Consider the following 24,727-nt stretch of genomic DNA (forward strand, 5'->3'; position numbering starts at 1 on the left):
GATTATGAATTGAAAATTATCCGGCAAATGGGTTATTCCGGTTACTTCCTTATAGTCTGGGATTTAGTTAATTTTGCCCGCCAGAAACGCATTCCTGTGGGCCCGGGCAGGGGGTCGGCTGCCGGGAGTCTGGTTGCTTATGTTTTGGGGATTACTAACATTAACCCGCTGCAATACGACTTACTTTTTGAACGGTTTTTGAATCCGGAACGAGTTACCATGCCGGATATTGATATTGATTTCTGTTTTGAGCGGCGCGGGGAAATAATTGAATATGTATCCCGGAAGTACGGCAGCGACCGGGTGGCTCAGATAATCACCTTTGGAACTATGGCGGCCAAAGCAGCGATTCGGGATGTAGGCCGGGTGATGAATTTTTCTTATCAGGAAGCAGACCGGATTGCCAAACTCGTCCCCAACGAGTTAGGGGTCACGATCGACAGAGCCCTGCAGCTCAGTCCGGAGCTTAAAGAGCTGTATGAAAGAGATGAAAGGATAAAACAGCTATTGGATACTGCCCGGGCGCTGGAAGGCATGCCCCGTCATGCCTCGACTCATGCAGCAGGAATTGTGATTGCTAAAGAACCGCTCACCTGCTATCTTCCTTTGCAGAAGACCTCCGAAGGAATGGTTACAACCCAGTTTCCCATGCAGACCGTAGAGGAAATTGGGTTACTCAAGATGGACATACTGGGTTTGCGCACCCTGACCGTCATCGGGGATACCCTCCGGCTGGTCGAAAAAACGCGAAAGATTTCCCTGGACATAGATCAGATACCTTTAGACGACGAGAAAACCTATAGCCTTTTAAGCCGGGGAGAAACCATAGGAGTATTCCAGTTGGAAAGTTCGGGAATGCGCAATATTCTTAGAAATCTCAAGCCGGAACGTTTTGAAGACATTATAGCTTTGGTGGCTCTCTACCGCCCCGGTCCTCTGGGAAGCGGTATGGTAGATGATTTTATTAACCGCAAGCATGGAAAAGTTCCCGTAGAATACCTTCATCCTCTGCTGAAACCTATTCTGGAAGAAACCTATGGCGTGATTTTGTATCAAGAACAGGTGATGAGGATCGCCAGCGAAATGGCTGGTTTTACTCTGGGACAGGCCGACCTGTTGCGGCGAGCCATGGGGAAAAAGAAACCGGAGGTGCTGGCCGCTCAAAGGGAAAACTTTTTACAGGGGGCCGAAAAACGGGGAGTTGACCGAAAGACCGCAGAAAAGATTTTTGAATTAATGGCTCACTTTGCCGGCTACGGGTTTAACAAGAGTCATAGTGCTGCCTATGCTTATATAGCTTACCAGACGGCTTATTTGAAGGCCAATTACCCGGTGGAATATATGGCTTCTCTTCTGACCAGCATTATGGAGAACTCCGACAAGGTACCCGTTTATATCGAAGAATGCCGGCGCATGGGTATTGAAATCCTGCCTCCGGACGTAAACGAAAGTCTGGTAGACTTTACGGTAGTGAATAACAAGATCCGTTTCGGCTTGGCCGCGGTGAAAAATGTTGGGAAAAATGCCATTCAGGCCATTATTTCTGCCCGAAATTCCGGCGGGCCTTTTAAAACGTTGACGGATTTCTGCCAGCGAGTTGACCTCCGGCAGGTCAACCGAAGAGTAATAGAGAGCCTTATTCGGTGTGGAGCTTTTAATTCTCTGGGGGTGAGGCGTTCTCAACTGCTTGCCATCCTGGAAAGGTGTCTGGAGACTGCGCAGCAAGTTCAACGGGACCGGAACAGTGGACAAATGTCTTTGATAGATTTGGTAGACGGGGAAGAAACGGAGACCTCACTGGAAACTATTCCGGACATTCCAGAATTTTCCCGCCGGGAAATTTTAGCTATGGAAAAAGAAATGCTGGGGTTTTACGTCAGCGGGCATCCTTTAGCGGAGTATCAGGAACAATTAAAAAGGTTTGCTACCCACAGTGTTGCCGATCTGGAAAGCTTATCTGACGAAACGGCGGTAAAAATTGGCGGGATACTGACCGGAGTGAGAAAAACGGTGACCCGGAAGGGAGAAGTGATGGCCTACCTCCAATTGGAGGATACCACCGGTAGGGTAGAGGTGTTGATTTTTCCCCGCGTTTACAGCCGTTTCAGCCGAATTTTGCAGGAAGATACTATAGTAGTCGTGGAGGGAAAAGTCAGCAAACGAGATGAAGAATTGAAAGTTTTTGGCGAGCTGGTAAAGACTTTGCCTTCTTCCCCCAATCCACCTAAAATATATATTCGCCTGGAACAGGCAGAAGCAGTACATATAGAGAAATTGAAAAAGGTCCTCATGCAGTACCGGGGAAACAGTCCTGTGTACCTGTATTTTCCCCGCCAGAACAAATGCATTTTAATCAACAACCGCTATTGGGTGGACCCCCATCCCAAACTGGAGCAGGAAGTGGAGCAAATTTTGGGAAAGGGGAATTTGAAAATTGTTCAACCCGGCGGTTAAGGGCAGTAAATTAGAGCTGACAGCATGAAGTTAACTGGTCAATGACCAGTTCTTTTTTTATATGGATAAAATTGTACTAGTTGGGCAAAATACCATGGGAATGAAAACTTGTTAGAGGAAGGTGGAAGGAGATGAGAAAACATACCAGGCTCTTAATTTTTGTGGTTGTCTTAGTCGCAGTAGCGGTACTGCTGACGGGGTGTCCACCTCGAGGGGAAGAGCCGTCTCCTCAACAAAAGCAGGAAGCCAAGCAGGAAGCTGAAAAACCAGGAGAGGAAAAATCCCCCGAACCAAATGCCGCGCAAATGATGGAAGACCAGGCCCCTAACGGGTGTGTGAGCTGTCACCGCAAGAAAGACGACAAAGATTACCGGTTGAGTGCTGAGGTCAAGAATATCGAGGGCCATCCGCAGGTAAAAGAAGATGCCACCCTCAAGGACTGCATTCAGTGCCACGGGCATGAAAGTGAACGGCCCTTCCGCACTATCCTCCACCGGATACATTTGGTGGAAGGGGAACACTATCTGGAGAAATACGATAAAAACTGTATTAACTGCCACCGGGTATCAGAAGAAGGTGAGGTTACCGTCAAAGGACTGGAAGAACAATAACCTTAAAGGGCACCTGTTATGCGTGGTGCTCTTTTTCTTTCATAAATTAAAGGGGAAGGGCAGGAAATAATTGCTGCTATATATAATATGGTATACGTAATGTAGTCAAACACGGATTTAACTATTGGGGCAAGGAGGACAGAGACATTGAGAATCGCTGTGTATCCTGGAACATTTGATCCCGTTACTAACGGCCATTTGGATATTATCCAGAGAGCCAGTAAATTGTTTGACCGAGTCATTATAGCGGTTGCTTATGACAATTACAAAAACAACCTGTTTTCCCATGCGGAGAGAATTGAACTGTTAAAAAAAGTTACCCAAAACTACCCGAATGTTGAAGTCGAAGGATTCAAAGGTCTGTTGGCCAATTTTGTTAAGAAGAAGGGAGCAAATATAATTATTCGGGGTCTGCGGGCCATTTCTGATTTTGAGTACGAATTTCAGCTTTCCATGATGAACAAAAAATTGGCGGAGGAAGTGGAAACCTTATTCTTAATGACCGCGGGCGAATATTCTTTTCTCAGTTCCAGCATCATTAAACAGGTGGCTTCCCTGGGAGGCTGTATAAAGGGACTGGTGCCTCCGGAGGTGGCGGAGGCGCTGTACGATAAATACGGTATCCAAAGGGACGGAGACTGTTAATGCAGGCTGCAGGCCTGCTTATTTTATTTATCACAAAATGGAACAGTTTGTTGATAGATTAAAATTATTTCGGGCAGAATAAGAAGCGAACTGTAAAGTAGAACGGTGGAAGTGACAGCGGTGCTGGTATTACTAAAAGACATAGTTAAAGCGTACAACGAGATAGATATAGCTTTAAAAGGCGTTTCGCTGGAAGTGGCTAAAGGAGAATTTGTGGCCATTATGGGTCCCTCCGGGTCCGGTAAATCCACTTTGATGCATATTATCGGCTGTCTGGACCGACCTACGTCCGGTAGTTATCTGCTGGAAGGTCAAGACATAGCCAAGTTAGACGACAATCAGTTGGCATATATCCGCAGCCGAAAAATAGGTTTTGTATTTCAAAACTTCCAGTTGCTTTCCCGGGCTACTGCTGTAGAAAATGTGGAATTGCCGATGATATACCTGGGTCTTTCTCCCCGCCAAAGGAAGGACAGGGCCAAAGAATTATTGCATTCAGTGGGATTAGGCCACCGGCTGTATCATTATCCCCACCAATTATCCGGAGGGGAGAAACAGCGAGTGGCCATTGCCCGGGCCCTCGTTAACGACCCGGCCCTCATTTTGGCGGACGAGCCTACCGGCAATCTTGATACCCGGTCGGGAAACGAAGTGTTGGAGATTTTCCAAAAGCTCCACCAGCAAGGAACCACTATTGTCCTGGTAACTCATGACCGGGAGGTTGCCAGCCGGGCGGAAAGGACGGTTCTGATACGAGACGGGGAAATTATAGCCAACCACCTGACCCCCGATCAAGCGTCCCAGTATTTAATTTTTCCAACGGATTTGAAAGAGAGAAGGGAAGTGCAGCATGAGCTTAATTGATGGCATCAAGCTGGCTCTGAAAGGACTGGCGGCTAACAAGTTGCGGGCTTTTCTTACTGCGCTCGGAGTTATCATTGGAGTAGCTTCGGTGGTGACCCTCATTTCTATTGGAGAGGGAGTCCGGAGCTACATATCGAATCAGATTCAGGCGTTGGGTTCCAATCTTATCATTGTGACGCCCCATAAAGCAGGAGGCCTAACCGCTGCTTCTCTGGGAGGTACGGTGAGCAAGTTGACTTTTGAAGATGCTCAAGCTATAGAAAGTCAGGCCCCGGCGGTTAAAGGCGTTGCTCCTATCATTGAGGTAGGCAGTCGCATTCAATTTGATAAAGCAAAAAAGGAAACTTTAGTAAATGGAACTTCACCCGCTTATCCTCAAGTCCGGAATTCACCGGTGGAAGCGGGAAGATTTATCAGTGATCAGGATACTAAACTTAGAAAACAGGTAGTAGTTTTAGGTCACACAACTTTTAAACGCCTTTTTAAAGGAACCAAGGAAGAAGCGATAGGGAAAAAAGTAAAAATAAACGGGCGGGAGTACGAAGTCATTGGTGTTATGGCTCGTAAAGGAAACACTCTGACCATTAACAACGATGACCGGGTCTTTATCCCTATAACTACGGCAGAAAAACACTATGATACCAGTCAGGTAGGTTTAATGTTTATATCTGCCCGGTCGCCGGGGCAGGTGGAGAAAGCAGAAGAACAGGTTAAAAAAATTTTGCTTAAAAGACATAAAGGAGAAGATTTCATGGTTACGGAACAAAGGGCCATTTTAAATGCCTTCCGGGGAATTACTAACACCTTAACTGCCATGCTAGGAGGAATTGCCAGTGTATCCCTGATAGTGGGGGGAATCGGTATAATGAATATTATGTTGGTCTCGGTTATGGAAAGGATCGGAGAGATAGGTTTGCGCAAAGCTCTGGGGGCCAGAAGAAGGGATATTCTACTCCAATTTTTGCTGGAAGCGATAGCCCTGAGTGTAGGGGGAGGGGTAATTGGAGTTTTTCTAGGTATTGTTGCTTCCTATCTGATAACGCAATATATACCTTACCTTACGACCGTTATCCCCCCTTGGTCGTTGGTGGTAGCTTTTCTCTTTGCTGTGCTGGTGGGAATTTTCTTTGGGTACTATCCGGCGAGAAAAGCTGCCTTGCTCGATCCGTTGGAAGCACTGCGTTATGAATAGCGCGAAGTTTCTTGAAAAGCCTTGAAACTTGTGATATGATAACCTTGGTTTTAATGACATTTTTGAGACAGAGGTGAGGGGTGAATGGATAACCCACATGAAGTTTTAGGAGAATATGTGGTAGTCAAAGCGTTGGAAAACGGGGTGACTTTAATCGGCTTGACGAGAGGAAAAGATACCAAGTTTCACCACACTGAGAAACTGGATAAAGGGGAAGTAATGATTGCTCAGTTTACGGAGCATACTTCAGCTATAAAAATTCGCGGCAAGGCGAAAATTTACACCAAACACGGTGTTGTGGAAGCCGGTGAGTAAATAGTACTATCCAGGTTAAAGTCCTGGATTTAATTGTATTGTGGGTCAGAACAGGAGGTAGACTAAAAGGAGGGCCCGCGTATGTGGACAGTAGTCTATATTGCTCCCAACCGGCGAGTGGCAGAAAAGGTTAAAGAAGTATTAACCCGGGAAGGACTTCTGGTCAACCTGCGTCCAGTCGGTTCGGCGCAGGTCAAAGGTGGTTCAGTGGAAGTTTTGGTTCCAGAATCCGAAGTTGAAGAGGCCCATGAAATAATTAGTGAACTGGTCAAACTTTAAGGGGAGGATAAAATTGGTTAGAAGAATTGGGGTTTTAACCAGCGGCGGAGACGCACCAGGAATGAATGCTGCTATTAGAGCGGTGGTCAGGAAGGCAATATATCACGGGTTGGAGGTTATAGGTATCCGCCGGGGCTACGCAGGACTTATTCAAGGTGAATTCCGGGAAATGCATGTGGGTTCGGTAGCCGACATTATCCACCGGGGCGGTACCATACTGCTGACGGCCCGCAGTGAGAGATTTAAGACCGAGGAAGGCAGGAAGGAAGCGTTACAAAAGATTCAAGAAGCAGGGCTAGACGGCCTAGTCGTAATCGGGGGGGATGGCTCTTTTCGAGGAGCTGCACACCTTGCCCGATTGGGGGTTCCCACTATCGGAGTACCCGCCACTATTGATAACGACATTCCCTGTACTGATTACACCATTGGTTTTGATACGGCAGTTAACACGGCAGTTGATGCCATTAACAAGGCCAGGGACACAGCCACGTCTCATGAGCGAATAATTATTGTGGAGGTAATGGGCAGGCAATCCGGATTTATAGCCCTGAATGCCGGTCTTGCGGGCGGAGCCGAATCTATTCTAATTCCCGAAATAGATTATGACCTGGATATGGTAGTTGAAAAGATAGAGCGAGGTCGTAAACGAGGCAAGCTTCACAGTATTATCGTGGTGGCCGAAGGAGTGGGCAGCGCTATAGATATTAGTAAGGAAATAGAGAAGAAGGGCGGCTTTGAAACGCGGGTAATAATTTTAGGACATATACAACGGGGCGGTACTCCGACGGCGTTTGACCGGATGCTGGCCAGCTACACGGGGGCTCGTGCGGTGGAGTTGCTTTTGGAGGGGAAGAGTGGTCAAATGGTAGGCTTTGAGAACAACCGCGTGGTCAATTACCCGTTGGAAGAGGTCCTGCAGAGAACCAAAACGGTAGATCGCGAAGCTTATGAATTAGCGGGAGTCCTGTCGATTTAGAACGAAGGAGGAAAGTGACGTGCGCCGTACCAAAATTGTCTGTACTATTGGTCCTTCTTGCGAACAGGAAGATATTTTAAAAGAGATGATCATAAGCGGCATGAATGTTGCCCGCTTAAATTTTTCCCATGGCACCCACGAAGAGCACCGGAAGCGAATTCAGGCCGTCCGCCGGGCGGCGCAGGAATTAGGAGAATACGTTGCTATCTTAGTGGATACTAAAGGGCCGGAAATTCGCATCGGCAATATTAAGGGAGGTTCTGCGGTCCTTAAGGAAGGACAGGAACTTGTTCTTACGGTGGAGAAAACGGAAGGCGATTCCCGGAAGATTTCAGTCAACTATCGCGGGTTACCCCAGGATGTAAAAGAGGGAGACACTATTCTCCTGGATGACGGTTTAATAGGATTAGAAGTAAGGGAAGTACGGGAAAAGGAAATTGTTTGCCTGGTCATTAACGGCGGGGAAATAAGTAGCCGTAAGGGGGTTAACGTACCCGGAGTAGAAGTCAGGCTGCCGTCAATTACGGAGAAGGACATAGCAGATATTCATTTTGCCATAGAGGAGAAAGTAGACTTTATTGCAGCTTCTTTTGTGCGAAGGGCTCAGGATATTCTGGAAATTCGCAGGATTTTGGAGGAACATAACGCGGATATATCCATCATTGCCAAAATTGAAAACCGAGCAGGAGTAAATAATTTCGAAGAGATATTAAGGGTGGCCGACGGCATTATGGTGGCTAGGGGGGACCTGGGAGTAGAGATTCCGTCCGAAGAGGTCCCCTTGCTGCAGAAGCAAATAATAGAAAAGTGTAATAAGGAAGGTAAAGCAGTCATTACCGCCACCCAGATGTTAGAATCCATGATTCGAAACCCCAGGCCTACCAGGGCTGAGGCCAGCGATGTGGCCAATGCCATTCTGGATGGAACCGATGCCATTATGCTGTCGGGTGAAACGGCGGTCGGTAAATACCCGGTAGAAACGGTACGTACCATGTCCCGGATTGCCCTCCGGGCAGAAGAAGCCATCCATTATCAAGAAATCCTGGGTAAAAGGCAGATTGTTCCCCAAAAGACGGTTACGGATGCTATCAGTCACGCTACCTGTGATATCGCCCTGGACCTGGAAGCAGCAGCCATTATTACGCCCACGGCATCAGGGTCAACGGCCCGAATGGTTTCCAAATACCGTCCCAAAGCTCCTATCATTGCCACCAGCCCCAATGAGCAGGTTCTCAGAAAGCTCTGTCTGGTCTGGGGAGTTTATCCGCTGAAAGTATCCGAGATAACCGACACGGACCAAATGATTTCCAGTGCGGTGGCTGCGGCCCTGGAAAAAGGGATAATCCGCAGCGGTGACCTGGTGGTAATCACGGCGGGCGTACCTGCCGGTGTTCCCGGCACTACCAATTTACTCAAAGTTCATATTGTGGGAGAAGTAATTGCTAAAGGGATAGGTATTGGTAATCAGGTGGCGGTCGGAAGAGTACGTCTGGTCAAGAATGCGGCGGAAGCTTTACGCAAGGTGCAGGAAGGAGACATTTTAGTCACCTACAGTACCGATAGAGATTTTGTGCCGGCCATGGAGAGGGCGGCGGCGGTTATTACCGGAGAAGGGGGACTTACATCGCACGCGGCGATTGTTGGAATCAGCCTGCAGATCCCGGTGGTGGTTGGGATAGAAGATATAATGGAAAAATTAGAAGATGGAAGCATCATAACGGTGGATGCCCCCCGAGGGCTGATTTACCGCGGTGTTACCAAAGTCTTGTGATTCTCCTCGCTGCCGGCGAGGTTTTTTTGTAATCGTATGTATCTTGTATTCATGAGCAAAAGGGAAGGAATATAAAACTAAGGTGTAGAATGGCTAAGATTTGTGGCACATATAATCTCATAAACAAGCAACAAAGGAGGTGCCGGCCATGGCAACCACTACCAGAAGGATAAGGATTACCGACACCACCCTGCGGGATGCTCACCAATCCCTGCTGGCCACCCGCATGAAGACGGAGCATATGCTGCCTATAGCAGAAAAAATAGATGCAGTAGGTTTTCATTCCCTGGAGGTATGGGGAGGAGCCACTTTTGACAGCTGTATGCGGTTTTTAAATGAAGATCCCTGGGAAAGATTGCGGCAGTTGAGAAAAGCTTTCCGGAATACCAAGCTGCAGATGCTGTTGAGAGGCCAGAACTTGGTGGGATATAAACATTATGCGGACGATGTGGTAGAAGAATTTGTCAAGAAAGCCCACGCTAACGGGATAGATATTTTCCGTATTTTTGATGCTCTGAACGATGTACGCAACATGCGCAAAGCTATGGAAGTGGCCAAACAGGTAGGTGCTCACGTACAGGCTACCGTTTCTTATACTATAAGCCCGGTGCATAATGTGGAACACTATGTGGCTCTGGCCAAGCAGTTGGAGGAAATGGGGGCGGATTCCCTTTGTATCAAGGATATGGCCGGAATTCTTTCTCCTACCGGCGCCTTTGAGCTTATTACTGCCCTTAAGCAGAATATAAACATTCCCATCCAGCTGCACTGCCATTATACCAGCGGTATGGCCTCCATGACTTACCTGAAGGCAATAGAAGCTGGAGTAGATGTAATTGACACCGCCATATCATCTCTGGCCATGGGAACTTCTCAACCGGCTACGGAATCGATGGTGGCGGCATTACAGGGCACTCCTTACGATACCGGCCTGGACTTGCAACTCCTGTCGGAAATAGCCGAGTACTTCAAAGAGGTGCGAAAGGAATATAAGGAATTTGACGTGGCGGCCAATACAGTGGATGCCAACGTTCTGGTCTATCAGATTCCGGGAGGCATGATTTCTAACTTTATTTCCCAACTGGCCCAGCAGAATGCTCTGGACAAACTACCCGAGGTGCTGGCGGAAGTTCCCCGGGTCAGGGAGGACTTCGGTTACCCGCCTTTGGTTACCCCTTCCAGCCAGATAGTAGGGACGCAGGCTGTCTTGAATGTTATCATGGGCGAACGGTATAAGATGGTCACCAACGAATCGAAGGCATATATGAAGGGTCTTTACGGGCAACCCCCCGGTCCGGTAAATGAGGAGATCCGGCGGAAGATCATCGGGGACGAAGAACCTATTACCTGTCGCCCGGCAGATCTCTTGGAGCCCCAGTTGGAAGAAGCCAAAAAAGGGGTAGCGCCTTACATGGAAAAAGAAGAAGACATCCTGTCATACGCTCTGTTTCCCCAGGTTGCCAGCCGCTTCTTAGAGGAAAGGATGGCGGCTAAAACAAGAGTAGACTTTACCATATCCCAAGAAGGACCGAAGAACGGAACTCCGCCTTATCATCCCATCTAAAAATCGCGGGGAGCTTGAGAAGTGGCAGAGGTGAGTCCATGCTGGAATTACTGGAACAGCTCAACCCCCAATTTGAGCGCGTTTTCAGGGAAAGAGTGGCGATGACCGAACTAACCCGGCTTTCTTTACAGGCGTCGGATAAAGAGGCATTGGTGGTCACTAACAAGGCTGTCTACCATCTTAAAAAAAAGTTCCTGGGATTTGGATGCCTGCGGGCTCCCCTGGAGGGATTACAGGAAGTATCGAGGGTAGACAATTATTTGCAGATAGTACAAAAACAAGGGCCGGAGTTAAGAGTGTTTTTCAGCCCTTCCAAACAGGAGTTACTGCCCCGGCTAATCAAGCATTTAAAGGCCCTGATAAATTGACCGACACGAAAAAACAAGCCCTGCTCAGCAGGGTTTGTTTTTTTCTAATTGCAGCCTCATATTTCTGTTAAGCCGGTTATAAACATTTACGGGAAGGCCTGATTTTTACTGGGAATATATGGTTAGAAAGGGGGAATAATAGGCACGGAAGGGAGGTATTTGTTTTTGAAAAGAGTACTGGTTTTGCTGGTTGCGTTCACCGGCTTTGCTGTAGGGCTGGCGGTGCCGGCTGTTGCCGAGCAGCCTAAATACTACAGCATGGAAGATTACTTTTATACACCTACCACCGTCCCGCAGGAAAACCAGAATGGTTATTATCTGGAGAATTTAGATCCCAATCTCAAATTCAATCCCGACGCGGTTACCTATTATCCCTTTGAAATCTATCTTCCAAATGAAAAATTCCCGGCTTCCTACCGCATTCATTCCAACTACGGCAACGAAACCGACGCCTGTTCTTCCTGCCATTCCATTCACTCGGCGGTCGGCCCTTCCCTGCTTCAATGGTATACCGTTTATGAAACTTGCATGGCCTGTCATGACGGTACGGTCAGCACCACTTATGATGTGGTACGGGGTGAAATAAGAAACGGTGAGGATGCGCTACCGGCTTATGGAGGTGCCTTCGGGGGATACGGGGGGAAGAGTGAAAAGTCCTGGTCCAATCACAACGTTACCGGAGCCATAACGGTGGCCGCCGCCCCCGGTGGATCAAAGCAAAAGGAAGTTACCGGGTTAACGCGCCTGGGAAAAGAACTTTACCGCTGGGATCAAGAGTTCAGCTGCCAGTCGTGCCACAGTCCTCATGGGCAGGGTGGAAATGCCAGGGTGCTGCACCCAGACCCTAATTTTGTGCAGACGGTGAACCACAAGAAGGAATTGATGAAACTGCAGCTGGAGGAGGGAGTATTTGTTGCTAAGGAAGGCGGAGACAAGTTGCTGATGATTATTGGTTATCCTTATAAAGTTAAGGTATACAAAGGGTACAGCCCCGAAAGCGCGACCGAAATTAAAGACTTTAACTTGAGCAATCAGAAGGGATATAGCGAAATTACTGTTCCGGACGGTTTGCTGGCCCCGGGAGAGAATTTATATGCCAGCTTTGTCCCCGCTTTACGGGTAGAGATGGAAATAGATAATTATCTGACCACTGATGAAGTGGTTATCCACAAAAAAGGAATCAACGATTTTTGCGGGGCCTGTCATACCGATTACAATACCGAAGGGGAAGAACATCCCGGCTCCCTCTCTCCCAACGGTGTTTACTCAAAAGCCTACCGCCACGCAGTGGGAATTCCTTATGATTATAACGGGAGCAATCCGGAAGGCATTGGAAACGGATATTCCCGTTCCGAGTGGATGAAGCTGGAGGAGGGGAAGATTACCTGCCTGACCTGTCATCTGGCCCACGGTACCAACGAGGACTACTGGGAAAGAACTATAGGGGATGAGAAATACATGGGAGACGTTCTTTGGGCCGGCACGGGGAGCTTTGTAGGCGCTGAAATAGAAGAACTGGCTGGTTCCTCGGCCTTGAAGCGTTTACCCAATATGGGAGTATGCGAAGCCTGCCATGAAAAGGGGCTGGCTAATGAAGGTTACCTGGTTAATTCTGGACTGAAAAAACCAGCCCAAACCGCTCTGGTTCAAAGCAGTATTTTTCAACCAGGCGGAGGATACGTTAAAGATAACGATGACAACCACGAATGTTACAGCTGTCACCAGGAATACACTACTTATCAAGAAACCGTCCACTGGAAAGAACAGCAATACCGGTGCGAGCAGTGCCACGGACCGGGAGGAAACCACGTTAAATTGCCCGCCGATTCCAATATTCTAAACCCTGCCGTCGATTATTCCGTATCCCAGCAGACCGACTTGGTTTGCGGCAACTGCCACCAAGAGGGACTTCTTAGTGACTTCCACTCTAGCAAACACTACCTTTCTCAGATTGTTTCTTGCCCTACCTGCCATAATTCCCACGGTTTAAACAAAGAAGGCGAGGAATTGAAACACCCAAAGGGGATGCTTTGTGCCGCCTGTCATGGTGAGGTGATGAAATATACCGACCACAGTTTTCCCCCTGAATAAAAAAAGCACCTCACGGGGTGCCTGATTTTTTAACCGCTTTTAGCCAGGGGACGGCTCGGACGATAACGCTCGATAACAATTTGACCGTGGCTTATATAAGCAATTTCCGGGTAAGACCGGCGGCGTAACTCTTGCTCCGGAGCGCGGGCAATTTTGTTGGCGATGCGGAGCTGGGTCGGCTGCAGGTTATAGGCCATAATGGTAGCCTCTTCGAAACCGCCCAGCCCGGCATGGGCGATACCCCTAAGGCTACCCATGACTACGATGTGGCCGGAAGCAATTATTTCAGCACCTGGGTTGACGTCACCCAGGATAACTACATTTCCGTCGAACTGGACTTTTTGTCCCGACCTGACGCTGTGTTCCACCAGCATGGTTGCCTGTTCCATTTCTTCCTCCAGAACTCCCCTGCTGACGGGAATAGCTTGGGACGTATGCTTTATGCCAGAGGAAGGAGAAGTTCTTTGAGGCATTTGGATATTATCGTCAGGGATCAAACCGTGCTGGCAGCAAATTTGCCGCAATTCCTGCTGTTCCGAGGAGCTTAAAGGTTGAGCGCTGAAGTGGAAGGCAAACCTCGCTCCCGAAAAGAAACCTTTCGCCGACTCTATCTTGGCTTTCAGGTTAGCCTTTAATTCCTCAATATCCCGGGAACTGTCCAGACAAATGAGCAGGCCGTTTTTAATTCCCTTAATACAAATAATTTCTGAAGCCATAGGCATCCCTCCTTAGCCTGAAGGTATATTTCGATAAAAAACTACATTATCCTGCAACAAGAACTATATTTTGCCATAATTCGGTTTAGACGGAAGCAAAAAGAAACTCCCCCCTTATCACTGGGGGGAGTGGGGGGAGTTTGGTTTTATTAGTAATCCATATCAGGCATTCCCGGAGGGTTGTTGTTCTTTTCTTTTTCAGGGATTTCTGCTATCAAGGCTTCGGTGGTCAGTAGCAGGGAAGCTATGCTGGCGGCGTTTTGCAGAGCGCTGCGCGTAACCTTAGCTGGGTCCACGATACCTGCCTTGACCATATCTACGTATTCTTCCGTAAGAGCGTTGAAGCCTATTCCTTTGCCTCTCTTCTTAACTTCTTCTACTACTATGGAGCCTTCTAGACCGGAGTTAGCCACAATCTGACGCAGCGGCTCTTCTAGAGCCCTCCGCACGATCCGCACACCGACTGCTTCGTCTCCCTCGGCCTGGATGTTGTCCAGAGCAGGGATGCAGTGGACCAGGGTAGCGCCTCCTCCGGCGACGATACCTTCTTCTACTGCGGCTCTAGTTGCGGACAGAGCATCTTCGATACGGTGCTTCTTCTCCTTGAGTTCGGTTTCGGTGGCGGCACCTACTTCAATGACGGCTACGCCGCCGGCCAGTTTAGCCAAGCGCTCTTGCAGCTTCTCCCGGTCGTATTCGGAATCGGTCTCTTCGATCTGCTTCTTGATCTGGTTGATGCGGCCGCGTACGGCTTCTTCCGAACCGTATCCTTCCACGATAGTTGTCTTTTCTTTAGTGATTTTAACTTTTTTAGCCCTACCGAGCATGGTGATATCTACATTTTCCAGCTTGATACCGGTATCTTCTGAAATGAAGGTACCATTGGTGAGAATGGCGATGTCCTCCAGCATAGCCTTGCGACGGTCGCCGAAGCCGGGAGCTTTAACCGCAGCGCAGTTCAGTGTTCCGCGGATCTTGTTGACGACCAGCGTAGCCAGAGCCTCGCCTTCCACGTCTTCAGCAATGATCAGCAGCGGCTTGCCGGTACGCACAACTTTTTCTAGCAGGGGTAAGATATCGTTAACAGCGGAAATTTTCTTCTCGTACAGGAGGATGTAGGGTTCTTCCAGCTCTGCTTCCATGTTATCCGGGTTGGTTACGAAGTAGGGAGAAACATATCCCCGGTCAAATTCCATTCCTTCTACTACCGTCAAAGTAGTGGTGGTACCTTTAGATTCTTCGACCGTAATTACTCCGTCGCGTCCTACCTTTTCCATAGCCTCGGCAATCAGTTCGCCGATTTCCCGGTCATTGGCAGCAATAGAAGCAACATGAGCGATATCTTCTCTGGTTTCTACTTTAATGCTCTGCTTTTCTATTTCTTTGACTACTGCCTCAACTGCTTTGTCTATACCCTTCTTAACGAAGATCGGGTTGGCACCGGCAGCTACGTTTTTCAGGCCCTCCTTCATGATGGCCTGGGCCAGCACGGTTGCCGTAGTAGTACCGTCACCAGCTATGTCGTTGGTTTTAGAAGCTACTTCTTTGCAGAGCTGAGCGCCCATGTTAGTATAGGGATCTTTTAATTCGATTTCCTTAGCTACAGTTACCCCGTCTTTGGTGATGACGGGAGAACCAAATTTCTTTTCAATAACCACGTTGCGCCCTTTGGGGCCGAGGGTAACCTTAACCGCGTTGGCTACCATGTCGACACCCTGTTCCAGGGCCTGCCTGGCTTGAACGTCAAAAGCCAACTGTTTTGCCACTTTACCAAACCTCCCTTTCGCTAAATTGTTTTAGGTAGAAATTACTGCCTGATGGCCAGAATGTCGCTTTCCCGCAGGATGAGGTACTCCTGGCCTCCAATTTTAACCTCGGTGCCGCTGTACTTGGCGAAGATGACCCGGTCTCCTACTTTAACCTCGGGAGCTACTCGATTACCGTTGTCCAGCATTCTCCCCGGGCCTACTGCAATAACTTCCCCCTCCTGCGGTTTTTCTTTTGCCGTGTCCGGGAGAACAATACCTGCTTCTGTTTTCTCTTCTGCCGTAACAGGCTTAACTACTACCCGGTCACCAAGCGGCTTTAACAACTTGAGACCCTCCTTTCGGATATGTATTGTTGTTAGCACTCACCAAGGAGAAGTGCTAACAATCAATCTAAGTTTAAATATAGAAAATTAGGCTTGGATTGTCAATAGTATTTTTGGTAAAAAGCAAAAAAAATATCCCTACAATGCTATAAAGAAACGGCCGCAACTTTGGCGGCCGTTTGGCTTATCCGTGTCTGCGCTGAAATTCTTTCATAAAATCAGCTAAAGCCCTGCAGCCTTCCAGGGTCATGGCATTATAAATCGAAGCCCGCATTCCGCCTACAGAGCGGTGTCCTTTCACTCCTACAATGCCTTGGTCCGCAGCTTCACTGAGGAACAGTTTTTCCAGTTCTTCATTGGGCAGGCGGAAGGTTACATTCATCAGGGAACGACTGTCCTTTTGAGCATGACCCCGGTAGAAACCTCCGCTGTTGTCCAGAACATCATAGAGGACTTTAGCTTTTTCTTCGTTTTGTTTTTCAATTGCTGCCAGTCCGCCGCTGTTCTTAACCCAACGGAGAACCAGGGTTACCATGTAAATGGCAAAGACGGGAGGAGTATTGTAAAGAGAATTCTTTTCCGCGTGGGTGTCATACTTGAGCATGGTCGGCAGATGGTCAGGGACCCGTTCCAGCATATCCGGCCGGATGATCACTACCGTTACTCCCGCCGGACCCAGGTTTTTTTGCGCGCCGGCGTAGATGAGGGCAAATTTAGAAACGTCAAAGCGCCGGGAAAGGATATCGCTGGACATGTCCGCTACCAGGGGTATGTCGCCGAAGTCCGGAAAAGCGTGCCACTGAGTTCCATAGATAGTGTTGTTGGAAGTTATATGCACATAAGCAGGATGAGAGCTTAATTTAATTTCCTCCGGTTTCACTATACGGGTAAAGTTTTCTTCCTTTGTACTGGCGGCAATATGAGTGGGGCCGATCTTGACCGCTTCTTTATAAGCTTTTTCCGCAAAGCTACCCGTAATGATGTAGTTGGCCTCACTCCCCTCCCGGAGGAAATTCATCGGTACCATGTAAAACTGACTGCTGGCTCCGCCTTGCAAAAACAACACGCGGTAATCCTGAGGAATTTCTAGAAGTTCCTTCATCAGGGCTTCTGCTTCTTCGATTAGTTCCGACACTTCCTTGGAACGGTGGCTCATTTCCATTACCGACATTCCGGTGTTTTTGTAATTCAGAAGGTCTTTCTGCGCTTCTTCCAGGACGGGAAGCGGAAGGGTAGCGGGACCGGGATTGAAATTAAACACTCTTTTCGTCATGGACACAACCCCTTTACCTTAGAGTTTTTTAATGTTAGGTGACAAATTTCTGGAATAAATTTTAGTTATTATTCGTCCCAAAAATGTATATTCCTGCTATGATGTTAAATCAAAAATATTCAGAACTTCCGGGGAGAGGAATACGCTGGCCGGCTATAGAATACCCAGGTAGGTACTTTTAATTTTTAAGGGGGACGGGAGATGAGCCTGCGTTTTATTCTCGGCCGGGCCGGTACCGGCAAATCTCACACTTGCCTGGAAGGCATCCGGCAGGCTTTACATAAAGAACCTGCAGGTAACTCGATCATATTTCTGGTGCCGGAGCAGGCAACCTTTCAGATGGAACGCGCGCTGGTGAACCTGCCCGGTTTGGCGGGAACCATTCGGGCGCAGGTTTTAAGTTTCAGGCGCATGGCCTTTCGCGTACTGCAGGAAGCGGGCGGGGCCAGCCGCCCCCACATAGGGGAACTGGGAAAAAGGATGGCCCTACAGGCGCTCCTGATAAAAAGAACTGACGACCTGAAAGTCTATAACCGGGCTGCCCGCCGGACCGGTTTTGTAGAGCAACTGGCGAGGACTATTTCGGAAATGAAATCCTACCGGCTCAGTCCCGGGGATATAAAAGAGCATTACCTCCGGCTCAAACAAACGGGAGGGGAAGATTCTCTGCTGGCCGCTAAACTTCATGACCTGGCCTGTCTCTACGCCGACTGGGAAGAATGGCTAAAAAACCGTTATATAGACCCGGACGACTATCTGAACCTGCTGGCAGAAAAAATACCGGAATCACGTTTGATAAAGGGCGCTACCGTCTGGGTGGACGGATTTGCCGGCTTCACCCCCCAGGAATACCACGTTTTAGGCGCGCTGTTGCGCGCGGCCCGGCAGGTAAATGTAGCCCTTTGTATTGACAGCCGGGATGTCGACCGGGAACTGGAAGAAACGGATCTCTTTTATTCTACTTGGGAGACGTATCATAAATTAAGGAAAATAGCCGAAGATAACGGAATACCTGTTGCGGAGCCGCTTATTCTGGACCGGCCGGGTAAAGCGCCGTTTCGCTTCGCTCTGTCTCCCGAACTGGCGCACTTGGAACGGGAATTCTTCCGCTACCCTACCTGCCCTTTCCGGGGAAAAGTCGAAGGGATACAACTGGTGGCGGCTGCCGACCGGCGGGCGGAGGTGGAAGCGGCGGCCCGCAAAATGATAAGCCTGTGCCGGGACAGGGGGTACCGCTGGCGGGAAATGGCGGTGATTTTGCGGGATTTGGAGCCGTATCGGGACTTAATCGAGACGGTGTTTGGCGACTACGGTATACCGTATTTTATTGACCGGAAGCAGGAGGTTAGCCACCACCCTCTGGTAGAGCTGTTACGGTCGGCTCTGGAAATAGTAACTACCCGGTGGGCTGATGAGCCTGTTTTCCGTTTTTTAAAAACGGATCTGGTACCACTGGAACGCGGCGAAGTAGATCACTTGGAAAATTATGTCCTGGCCCACGGTATAAAGGGAGAGATATGGTTGCGGGAAGAGCCGTGGGATTTTAACTATGAGCTGGCGTGGGAGGAAAACGGAACCGAGACTGATTACGAGGAACGGAAGCTGGCGGCTGTTAACGCGGCCCGGGAAAAAGTACGGCATGTATTAGAGCCCTTTTACCGCCGCCTGAACCGTGAAAAATTGACGGTAAAGGAAATATGCAAAGCTTTGTGGGACCTGCTTGCGGCTCTAAAGGTATCCGAGCGTTTGGAAGAGTGGCGGCTGGAAGCGGAAAAGCAGGGGGATTTGGTGGGCCTTCAGGAGCAGGTGCAGGTATGGAACGGGGTTCTAGAACTGCTGGACCAGATGGCCGAGGCGTTGGGGGAAGAAGAAATCACTGTCTCGCAATATGCACAAATATTGGAAGCAGGCCTCGAGAGCCTTCGTTTAGGTTTAATTCCTCCCGCCGTGGACCAGGTGCTGGTCGGTAACGTGGAAAGGTCGCGCCACCCTAACCTTCGCGCTGCTTTCGTACTGGGCGCCGGCGAGGGAATAATGCCTGCCCGTATGGGCGAAGAAGGAGTTTTTTCGGATAAAGAGCGGAGCCAAATGCGGAAAGAGGGGCTAGAACTGGCCCCTACCAGAACGGAGAGGGTGCTGCAGGAACAATATTTAATTTACATAGCTCTGACTCGCTCCGGCGAGTATCTTTGGTTGAGCTACCCCCTGGCGGATGCCGAAGGAAAGGCTTTAAATCCTTCTCCCGTGGTCAACCGCCTGCGGGAGATTTTCCCCGCGCTGGAGGTTGACTTTGCCCCCAAAGAACCGGCGGGAGAAGAAGACCTGGAATTCGTAGTTAACCCCAATCGGTCTTTAACCTATTTGATAAACCAATTGCGGGAGGTCCGGCAGGGGAAACCCCTTTCGGCAGTCTGGGCAGAAGTATACCAGTGGTTTGTGGAAGACGAGAAGCGGAAGGAAGATTTTCGTAAATTGGTCAAAGCCCTCAATTACAGCAACTTGCTTAAACCGCTGCCGCGGGAACTGGTCCAAAAACTCTACGGAAAACCGCTGCGCAGCAGTGTATCGCGGTTGGAGACTTTTGCCGCCTGTCCTTTTTCCTATTTTGCTTCCTATGGACTGCAGCTAAAGGAACGGCGCGTATTCGGTTTTGAAGCTCCCGACCGGGGAGTGTTTTTCCACCGGGCGCTCAAGCGTTTTGTAGAAAAACTACAGCAGCGGTCCCGAAAGTGGGGAGAATTGGACGGTGAAGAGAGAAGAAATTTAGTTCTCGAGGTAGTGGAGGAACTTCGTCCATGGTTACAAAGGGCTAACCTTCTGGGTTCTGCCCGCCATGACTATATCGTGCTGAAGCTCAGGCGGGAACTGGAACTGGCGGTAGAAATTCTAACCGAGCATGCCCGCCGGGGCAGTTTTGTTCCCGTTGCCGTAGAAATGGACTTCGGCGGTGAAGGGAGTTTACCTCCGCTTCGCCTGCCGCTGCCGGAGGGGGAAATGGAACTGCGGGGACGAATAGATCGGGTAGACTGGGCGGAGTGGGAAGGACGTCACTTTTTCCGGGTGATTGACTATAAGAGCAGTCCGGCGGATTTACGCCTGGAGGAAGTTTATCACGGCTTGTCCCTGCAGCTGTTGTGCTATCTGGCGGTAGTGCTGGAAAATGCGGAGAAACTGGCGGGAAGTCCGGCAGAACCCGGGGGAGTTTTATATTTCAGTGTTTACAGTCCTCTTGTGAACGAAAGCGGACCGGTAGCGGAGGAAGTAAGGAAGCAGGAGATTAAGAAACGTCTGAAGATGAAAGGGCTGGTCCTGGCAGACATGGACGCGGTGCGGCTAATGGGAGCGAGGGAAAAGGGAGAAACTTCTTACCTGATCCCCGTGCGGATCAACCGGGACGGGAGCCTGGGTAAAGCTTCTTCCGCGGCCAGCCGGGAGCAGTTTGAAATGCTGTTGCGCCTGGTTAAGGAAAGAGCGCAGAAGCTGGGCAGCCGCATTGTGCGGGGCGAAATTGTAGTGGCCCCTTACCGGCGCGGTCAGGAGAGTCCCTGCCGGCATTGCCGGTACCGGCCAGTCTGCCAGTTCGATCCTCTCGCTGGTGACCAGTACCGTTTCCTGGAGAAAATTGCGGGGGATTTTTGGGAAAGAGTGGCAGCGGAACTGGAAGGGGGAGAGGCAAATGGTCTTTAGGCAGAAAGATATTCCAGAGCCCTGGACCGAACCCCAATGGGAAGCCATTGTTACCCGGGGAACAAACCTTCTGGTATCAGCGGCGGCCGGGGCCGGCAAGACAGCCGTGTTGGTAGAGCGTATCATCCATCTGATAACCGGCCCGGACCCTGTAGAGATTAATCGTTTGCTGGTAGTCACCTTTACCGAGGCAGCGGCAGCGGAGATGCGTCAGCGTATAGGCAAAGCTTTGGAGGAAGCTCTGGAGCGGGACCCGGACAATGCTTACTTGCGCCGGCAGAGGGCCCTTTTGAACCAAGCTTCCATTTCCACAATCCACTCTTTTTGCCTGGAAGTCATTAGGCGTTACTATTACCGTCTTGACCTGGACCCGGCCTTCCGGGTAGCCGACGAAAACGAAGCCGCCCTGTTGAGGTTGGAGACGGTAGATGACCTCTTCGAGGAACTGTACGCTTCCAGGGACGAAGAATTTTTAACCCTGGTAGAGCACTACGGCGGTAATCGCAATGATGAGAATTTGAAGAATATTGTATTAGACCTGTACCAATTTACCTGCGCCCAGCCCTGGCCGTGGGAAAAGCTGCGGGAAGCGGTAGCCGCCTTTAAGGTGGAGGAAGCTACTCCTATGGAAAATCTGCCCTGGACGGGAGCAGTGCTGGAATACATAGCTATGGAGCTGGAAAGAATGGAATTTTTGCTCCGCCAGGCTTTAGAGCTTTGTTCCTATCCCGGCGGTCCGGAGGCATACCGGGAAAATCTGGAGCAGGACTTGCAGATGGTGGGAAGGCTTGCTGCGTATTGCCGCGAAGGTTCCTGGGAGCAACTGAGGAGCAACTGGCTGGGTATATCGTTCTCTAAACTAAAAAGGATAAAAAAAGAAGAAGTTGACGAAGCTTTGGCCGATAAAGTTAAATCATTACGGCAAACGGTTAAGGACAAATTAAAAGAATTGGGGGACACCTATTTTCAGCGGGAACCGGAAGCACTTCTTCAAGACATAAACCGCTTGGGGCCTTTGATGGAAGGCCTGGTCAACCTGGTTTACCGATTTAGCCAAGCCTACAGCCGTTCCAAGCAGGCCCGCGGGCTCCTGGATTTCGCCGACCTGGAGCATTACTGCCTGAAGCTTCTGCTGGATCCCGAGGCAGGGCCGGGAGAGCTGGTCGCTTCTCCCATTGCCCGGGAACTCCAGGAACAATATGAGGAAGTGCTGGTAGACGAATACCAGGACGTGAACGCCGTCCAGGACGCTATTTTAAACCTGGTTTCCCGGCAGGATGGTAATCGCTCCAATCTCTTTATGGTGGGAGATGTCAAGCAGAGCATTTACCGTTTCCGACTGGCCGAGCCGGGAATGTTTCTCCGCAAATACCGGGACTATTCAGATTCGGAACAGCAAGCGGGACGCCGTATAGACCTCAACGCCAATTTTCGCAGCCGCCGGGAAATAGTGGACGGGGTGAACTTCCTGTTCCGCCAGATACTTACGCCCCGGGTAGGGGAGATGGCCTATGATTCTGCTGCCGAACTGGTATGTATGGCGGATTACCCGGAGGTAACCGAAGAAAACTGCGCCCCTTCGGTAGCGGGGCCGGTTGAACTTCACCTGGTGGCCAGGGAAAACGAGACGGAAAGCTCGTATACCGAGGACTATAATGAGACGGTGGAAGGGGAGGAAGAGTATTCTTCTCGGGAGTTAGAGGCACTGGAGCGGGAAGCCCATGTAATTGCCCGCCGGATTAAGGAAATGGTGCAAGGTACCCCCGAGAAGCCGGGACCGGCCTTTTCAGTGTGGGATAAGGCGGAGAAAAAGTACCGCCCCCTAAAATACCGGGATATTGTAATTCTACTTCGTTCCACCCGGCACCGGGCCAATGTTTTCCTGGAGGCGCTCAGCCAGTGGGGGATACCTGCTTACGCGGACTTGGGCACCGGGTATTTTTCCTCTCCGGAAGTGGAAACGGTCATGTCTTTGTTACGCATTATCGACAACCCGCGGCAGGATATCCACCTAGCTGCGGTGCTGCGTTCACCCCTGTTCGGTTTTACGGCGGAAGAACTGGCCCGCATCCGGCTGTACGACCGCCGGGGAGATTTTTACGCAGCGGTTTTGGCAGCCGCCAGGGATTCCGGCTCTGAACCGTTAAGAAGCAAGCTGCGGGATTTTTTGGCGAAGCTGGAGCGCTGGCGCACTACAGCCCGACGGAGTCCGCTGGGAGAATTGATCTGGCAGATTTACCGGGAGACAGGCTATCCAGACTTTGCCGGCGGGTTACCCGGAGGTGCGCAGCGCCGGGCCAACCTATTGGCGCTCTACGAGCGGGCCCGGCAGTTTGACAGTTTTGCCCGGCAGGGACTCTTCCGTTTTCTTCGCTTCGTAGAGCGGCTGCGCCGGAGCGAAGGTGATTTAGGTACTGCCCGGGCTCTCGGGGAAAATGAGGACGTAGTGCGTATAATGAGTATTCACAAGAGCAAGGGCCTGGAGTTTCCAGTGGTCTTTGTGGCTGACCTGGGAAGGCAATTTAACTGGAGGGACCTGCAGGGAGACTTGCTTTTTCACCCGGGTTTAGGATTGGGACCTAAAGTGGTTGACCCGCAGGCGGGAATCAAATATCCCAGCCTGGCCTATTTGGCTGTTAGGGAACGCTGCCGCCTGGAAAGCCTGGCCGAGGAATTGCGGATATTATACGTGGCCTTGACCAGAGCTAGGGAGAGGCTCGTTTTGGTAGGTTCGGCCCGGGAACTGGAAAAGTGTTGTAGGCAATGGTGCGGGATGGTTAGCCGTCTCGAATGGCCGTTGCCCGACGGGTACCTGGCGGCGGCCCGGACTTATTTGGACTGGATCTGTTCGGCGGTAGCGCGCCATTCCTGCGCCTCTCCCTTGCGGAATTTAGCTGGAGTTGGGGAGAAAGGCTGGGGGGAGGTCAGCGACGACCCCTCCCGGTGGAAAGTGGAAATTTGGGGATTGTCGGAAGGGAAAAAGGTCTCGGTTCCCGTTGCCGCTTCCCCGGAGGGCTCTCCGGTGTGGGACAAGATAATCCGGCAGGAACCCTTAAGCTTGCCCGAGCGGCCTTTTCGGGAAGAAGTGCACAGGCGCCTTAACTGGCGCTACCCGTACCGGATCATAGTAACCCGGCCGGCCAAACTGTCGGTCAGTGAACTGAAACGCCGGTTTGATTACCAGGATGCTGACCGGGAAGCAGTTTTCTTGGCTTACCGGCCACAGTTGGCGGAACGCCCGCGCTTTTTGCAGCAGAGCACGGAACTTACCGGAGCGGAAAAAGGTTTAGCCTTTCACCTGGTCATGCAGCACCTGGACCTGAGCCGGCCTCTGGATGAAGAGGAGATTAAACGACAGGTAGAGGCCATGGTCTTTCGGGAAATTCTCACGGAAGAGCAAGCCCGGGCGGTCCGAGTTGAGGATGTGGTAACCTTTTTCCAGCATCCATTGGGTACAAGAATCCAGCAGTCTTACCGTTCCCTCCGCCGGGAAGTGCCTTTCAGCTTGGGGTTGCCGGCCCGGGAGGTATATCCCGATTTACCCCCGGAGGTAGCGGGAGAAGACCGGGTACTGGTTCAGGGCATCATTGACTGTTTCCTGGAGGAAGAAGACGGTTTTCTGCTCCTTGATTTCAAAACGGACCGATTCGGCAGCCGGAAACTGCCGGAAGCAGTGGAGCGCTACCGGGTGCAGATAAATTTGTACGCCCGCGCTCTCCAAGCAATTTACCGCAAGCCGGTCAAAGAAGCATACATTTACTTCGTGGCTCTTGCTCGAGCGGTACCGGTAATAACCGGCCGGTAAGAAATTTTCGCATTCCAGCCGCCT

Annotated in this window: 18 protein-coding genes; 14 read left to right on the top strand and 4 right to left on the bottom strand. The window is 50.3% G+C overall.

Translation table 11 applies throughout. From position 1 onward, the window contains the following. The 12 genes from dnaE to KKC1_RS01485 all read left to right on the top strand — a co-directional run. The coding region (gene dnaE / locus KKC1_RS01430) for a DNA polymerase III subunit alpha (protein ID WP_143288649.1) at window positions 1-2,454 on the top strand (2,454 nt) is incomplete at its 5' end. 131 nt (window positions 2,455-2,585) lie between these two features. Then, window positions 2,586-3,065 (top strand): hypothetical protein, encoded by a 480-nt coding sequence (locus KKC1_RS01435; RefSeq protein ID WP_088552737.1) that lies wholly within the window; start codon window positions 2,586-2,588, stop codon window positions 3,063-3,065. A gap of 147 nt (window positions 3,066-3,212) precedes the next feature. Continuing rightward, the gene (coaD, locus tag KKC1_RS01440; RefSeq protein WP_088552738.1) at window positions 3,213-3,710 is read left to right on the top strand and encodes a pantetheine-phosphate adenylyltransferase; all 498 of its coding nucleotides are present in this window, start codon (window positions 3,213-3,215) and stop codon (window positions 3,708-3,710) included. 123 nt (window positions 3,711-3,833) lie between these two features. Further along, window positions 3,834-4,574, top strand: a complete 741-nt coding sequence (locus KKC1_RS01445) for an ABC transporter ATP-binding protein (RefSeq protein ID WP_088552763.1) — start codon at window positions 3,834-3,836, stop codon at window positions 4,572-4,574. Further along, window positions 4,561-5,766, top strand: coding sequence for an ABC transporter permease (locus KKC1_RS01450; protein ID WP_088552739.1), 1,206 nt, complete (start codon window positions 4,561-4,563; stop codon window positions 5,764-5,766). Before KKC1_RS01445 ends, KKC1_RS01450 begins: the two co-directional genes overlap by 14 nt. A gap of 84 nt (window positions 5,767-5,850) precedes the next feature. Beyond that, the gene (gene mtrB / locus KKC1_RS01455; protein ID WP_088552740.1) at window positions 5,851-6,081 is read left to right on the top strand and encodes a trp RNA-binding attenuation protein MtrB; all 231 of its coding nucleotides are present in this window, start codon (window positions 5,851-5,853) and stop codon (window positions 6,079-6,081) included. A gap of 81 nt (window positions 6,082-6,162) precedes the next feature. Further along, the gene (locus KKC1_RS01460) at window positions 6,163-6,360 is read left to right on the top strand and encodes a glutamate decarboxylase (RefSeq protein WP_088552741.1); all 198 of its coding nucleotides are present in this window, start codon (window positions 6,163-6,165) and stop codon (window positions 6,358-6,360) included. Window positions 6,361-6,421: 61 nt separating this feature from the next. Continuing rightward, window positions 6,422-7,336 carry a 6-phosphofructokinase gene (gene pfkA, locus KKC1_RS01465; protein ID WP_088552764.1) on the top strand — a complete coding sequence of 305 codons (915 nt, stop codon included), beginning with the start codon at window positions 6,422-6,424 and terminating at the stop codon, window positions 7,334-7,336. A 19-nt stretch (window positions 7,337-7,355) separates the two neighbouring features. Continuing rightward, window positions 7,356-9,107: a pyruvate kinase gene (pyk, locus tag KKC1_RS01470; protein WP_088552742.1), complete on the top strand. Its 1,752-nt coding sequence runs from the start codon at window positions 7,356-7,358 to the stop codon at window positions 9,105-9,107. A gap of 148 nt (window positions 9,108-9,255) precedes the next feature. Then, on the top strand, window positions 9,256-10,671 hold the full coding sequence (locus KKC1_RS01475) for an oxaloacetate decarboxylase subunit alpha (RefSeq protein ID WP_088552743.1): 1,416 nt from the start codon (window positions 9,256-9,258) through the stop codon (window positions 10,669-10,671). A 38-nt stretch (window positions 10,672-10,709) separates the two neighbouring features. Then, window positions 10,710-11,039, top strand: coding sequence for a hypothetical protein (locus KKC1_RS01480; RefSeq protein ID WP_088552744.1), 330 nt, complete (start codon window positions 10,710-10,712; stop codon window positions 11,037-11,039). Window positions 11,040-11,204: 165 nt separating this feature from the next. After that, complete coding sequence (locus KKC1_RS01485) at window positions 11,205-13,130, top strand: cytochrome c3 family protein (RefSeq protein WP_088552745.1); 1,926 nt, start codon at window positions 11,205-11,207, stop codon at window positions 13,128-13,130. 29 nt (window positions 13,131-13,159) lie between these two features. On the opposite strand, the gene minC is transcribed toward KKC1_RS01485, so the two are convergent. The 4 genes from minC to serC form a co-directional block, all read right to left on the bottom strand. Continuing rightward, on the bottom strand, window positions 13,160-13,846 hold the full coding sequence (gene minC / locus KKC1_RS01490) for a septum site-determining protein MinC (protein WP_192868020.1): 687 nt from the start codon (window positions 13,844-13,846) through the stop codon (window positions 13,160-13,162). A gap of 149 nt (window positions 13,847-13,995) precedes the next feature. Beyond that, the gene (gene groL, locus KKC1_RS01495; RefSeq protein ID WP_088552747.1) at window positions 13,996-15,612 is read right to left on the bottom strand and encodes a chaperonin GroEL; all 1,617 of its coding nucleotides are present in this window, start codon (window positions 15,610-15,612) and stop codon (window positions 13,996-13,998) included. Between the two features lie 41 nt (window positions 15,613-15,653). Then, window positions 15,654-15,938, bottom strand: coding sequence for a co-chaperone GroES (groES, locus tag KKC1_RS01500; RefSeq protein ID WP_088552748.1), 285 nt, complete (start codon window positions 15,936-15,938; stop codon window positions 15,654-15,656). Window positions 15,939-16,122: 184 nt separating this feature from the next. Further along, window positions 16,123-17,211 (bottom strand): 3-phosphoserine/phosphohydroxythreonine transaminase, encoded by a 1,089-nt coding sequence (gene serC / locus KKC1_RS01505; RefSeq protein ID WP_088552749.1) that lies wholly within the window; start codon window positions 17,209-17,211, stop codon window positions 16,123-16,125. 201 nt (window positions 17,212-17,412) lie between these two features. On the opposite strand from serC, the gene addB reads away from it, so the two are divergent. Beyond that, window positions 17,413-20,898: a helicase-exonuclease AddAB subunit AddB gene (gene addB, locus KKC1_RS01510; RefSeq protein WP_088552750.1), complete on the top strand. Its 3,486-nt coding sequence runs from the start codon at window positions 17,413-17,415 to the stop codon at window positions 20,896-20,898. Next, window positions 20,888-24,703 (top strand): helicase-exonuclease AddAB subunit AddA, encoded by a 3,816-nt coding sequence (gene addA, locus KKC1_RS01515; RefSeq protein ID WP_088552751.1) that lies wholly within the window; start codon window positions 20,888-20,890, stop codon window positions 24,701-24,703. The genes addB and addA overlap by 11 nt, the downstream gene beginning before the upstream one ends. Window positions 24,704-24,727: the final 24 nt, after the last annotated feature.

It is taken from the genome of Calderihabitans maritimus (genome assembly GCF_002207765.1).
Classification (GTDB): Bacteria; Bacillota; KKC1; order Calderihabitantales; family Calderihabitantaceae; genus Calderihabitans; species Calderihabitans maritimus.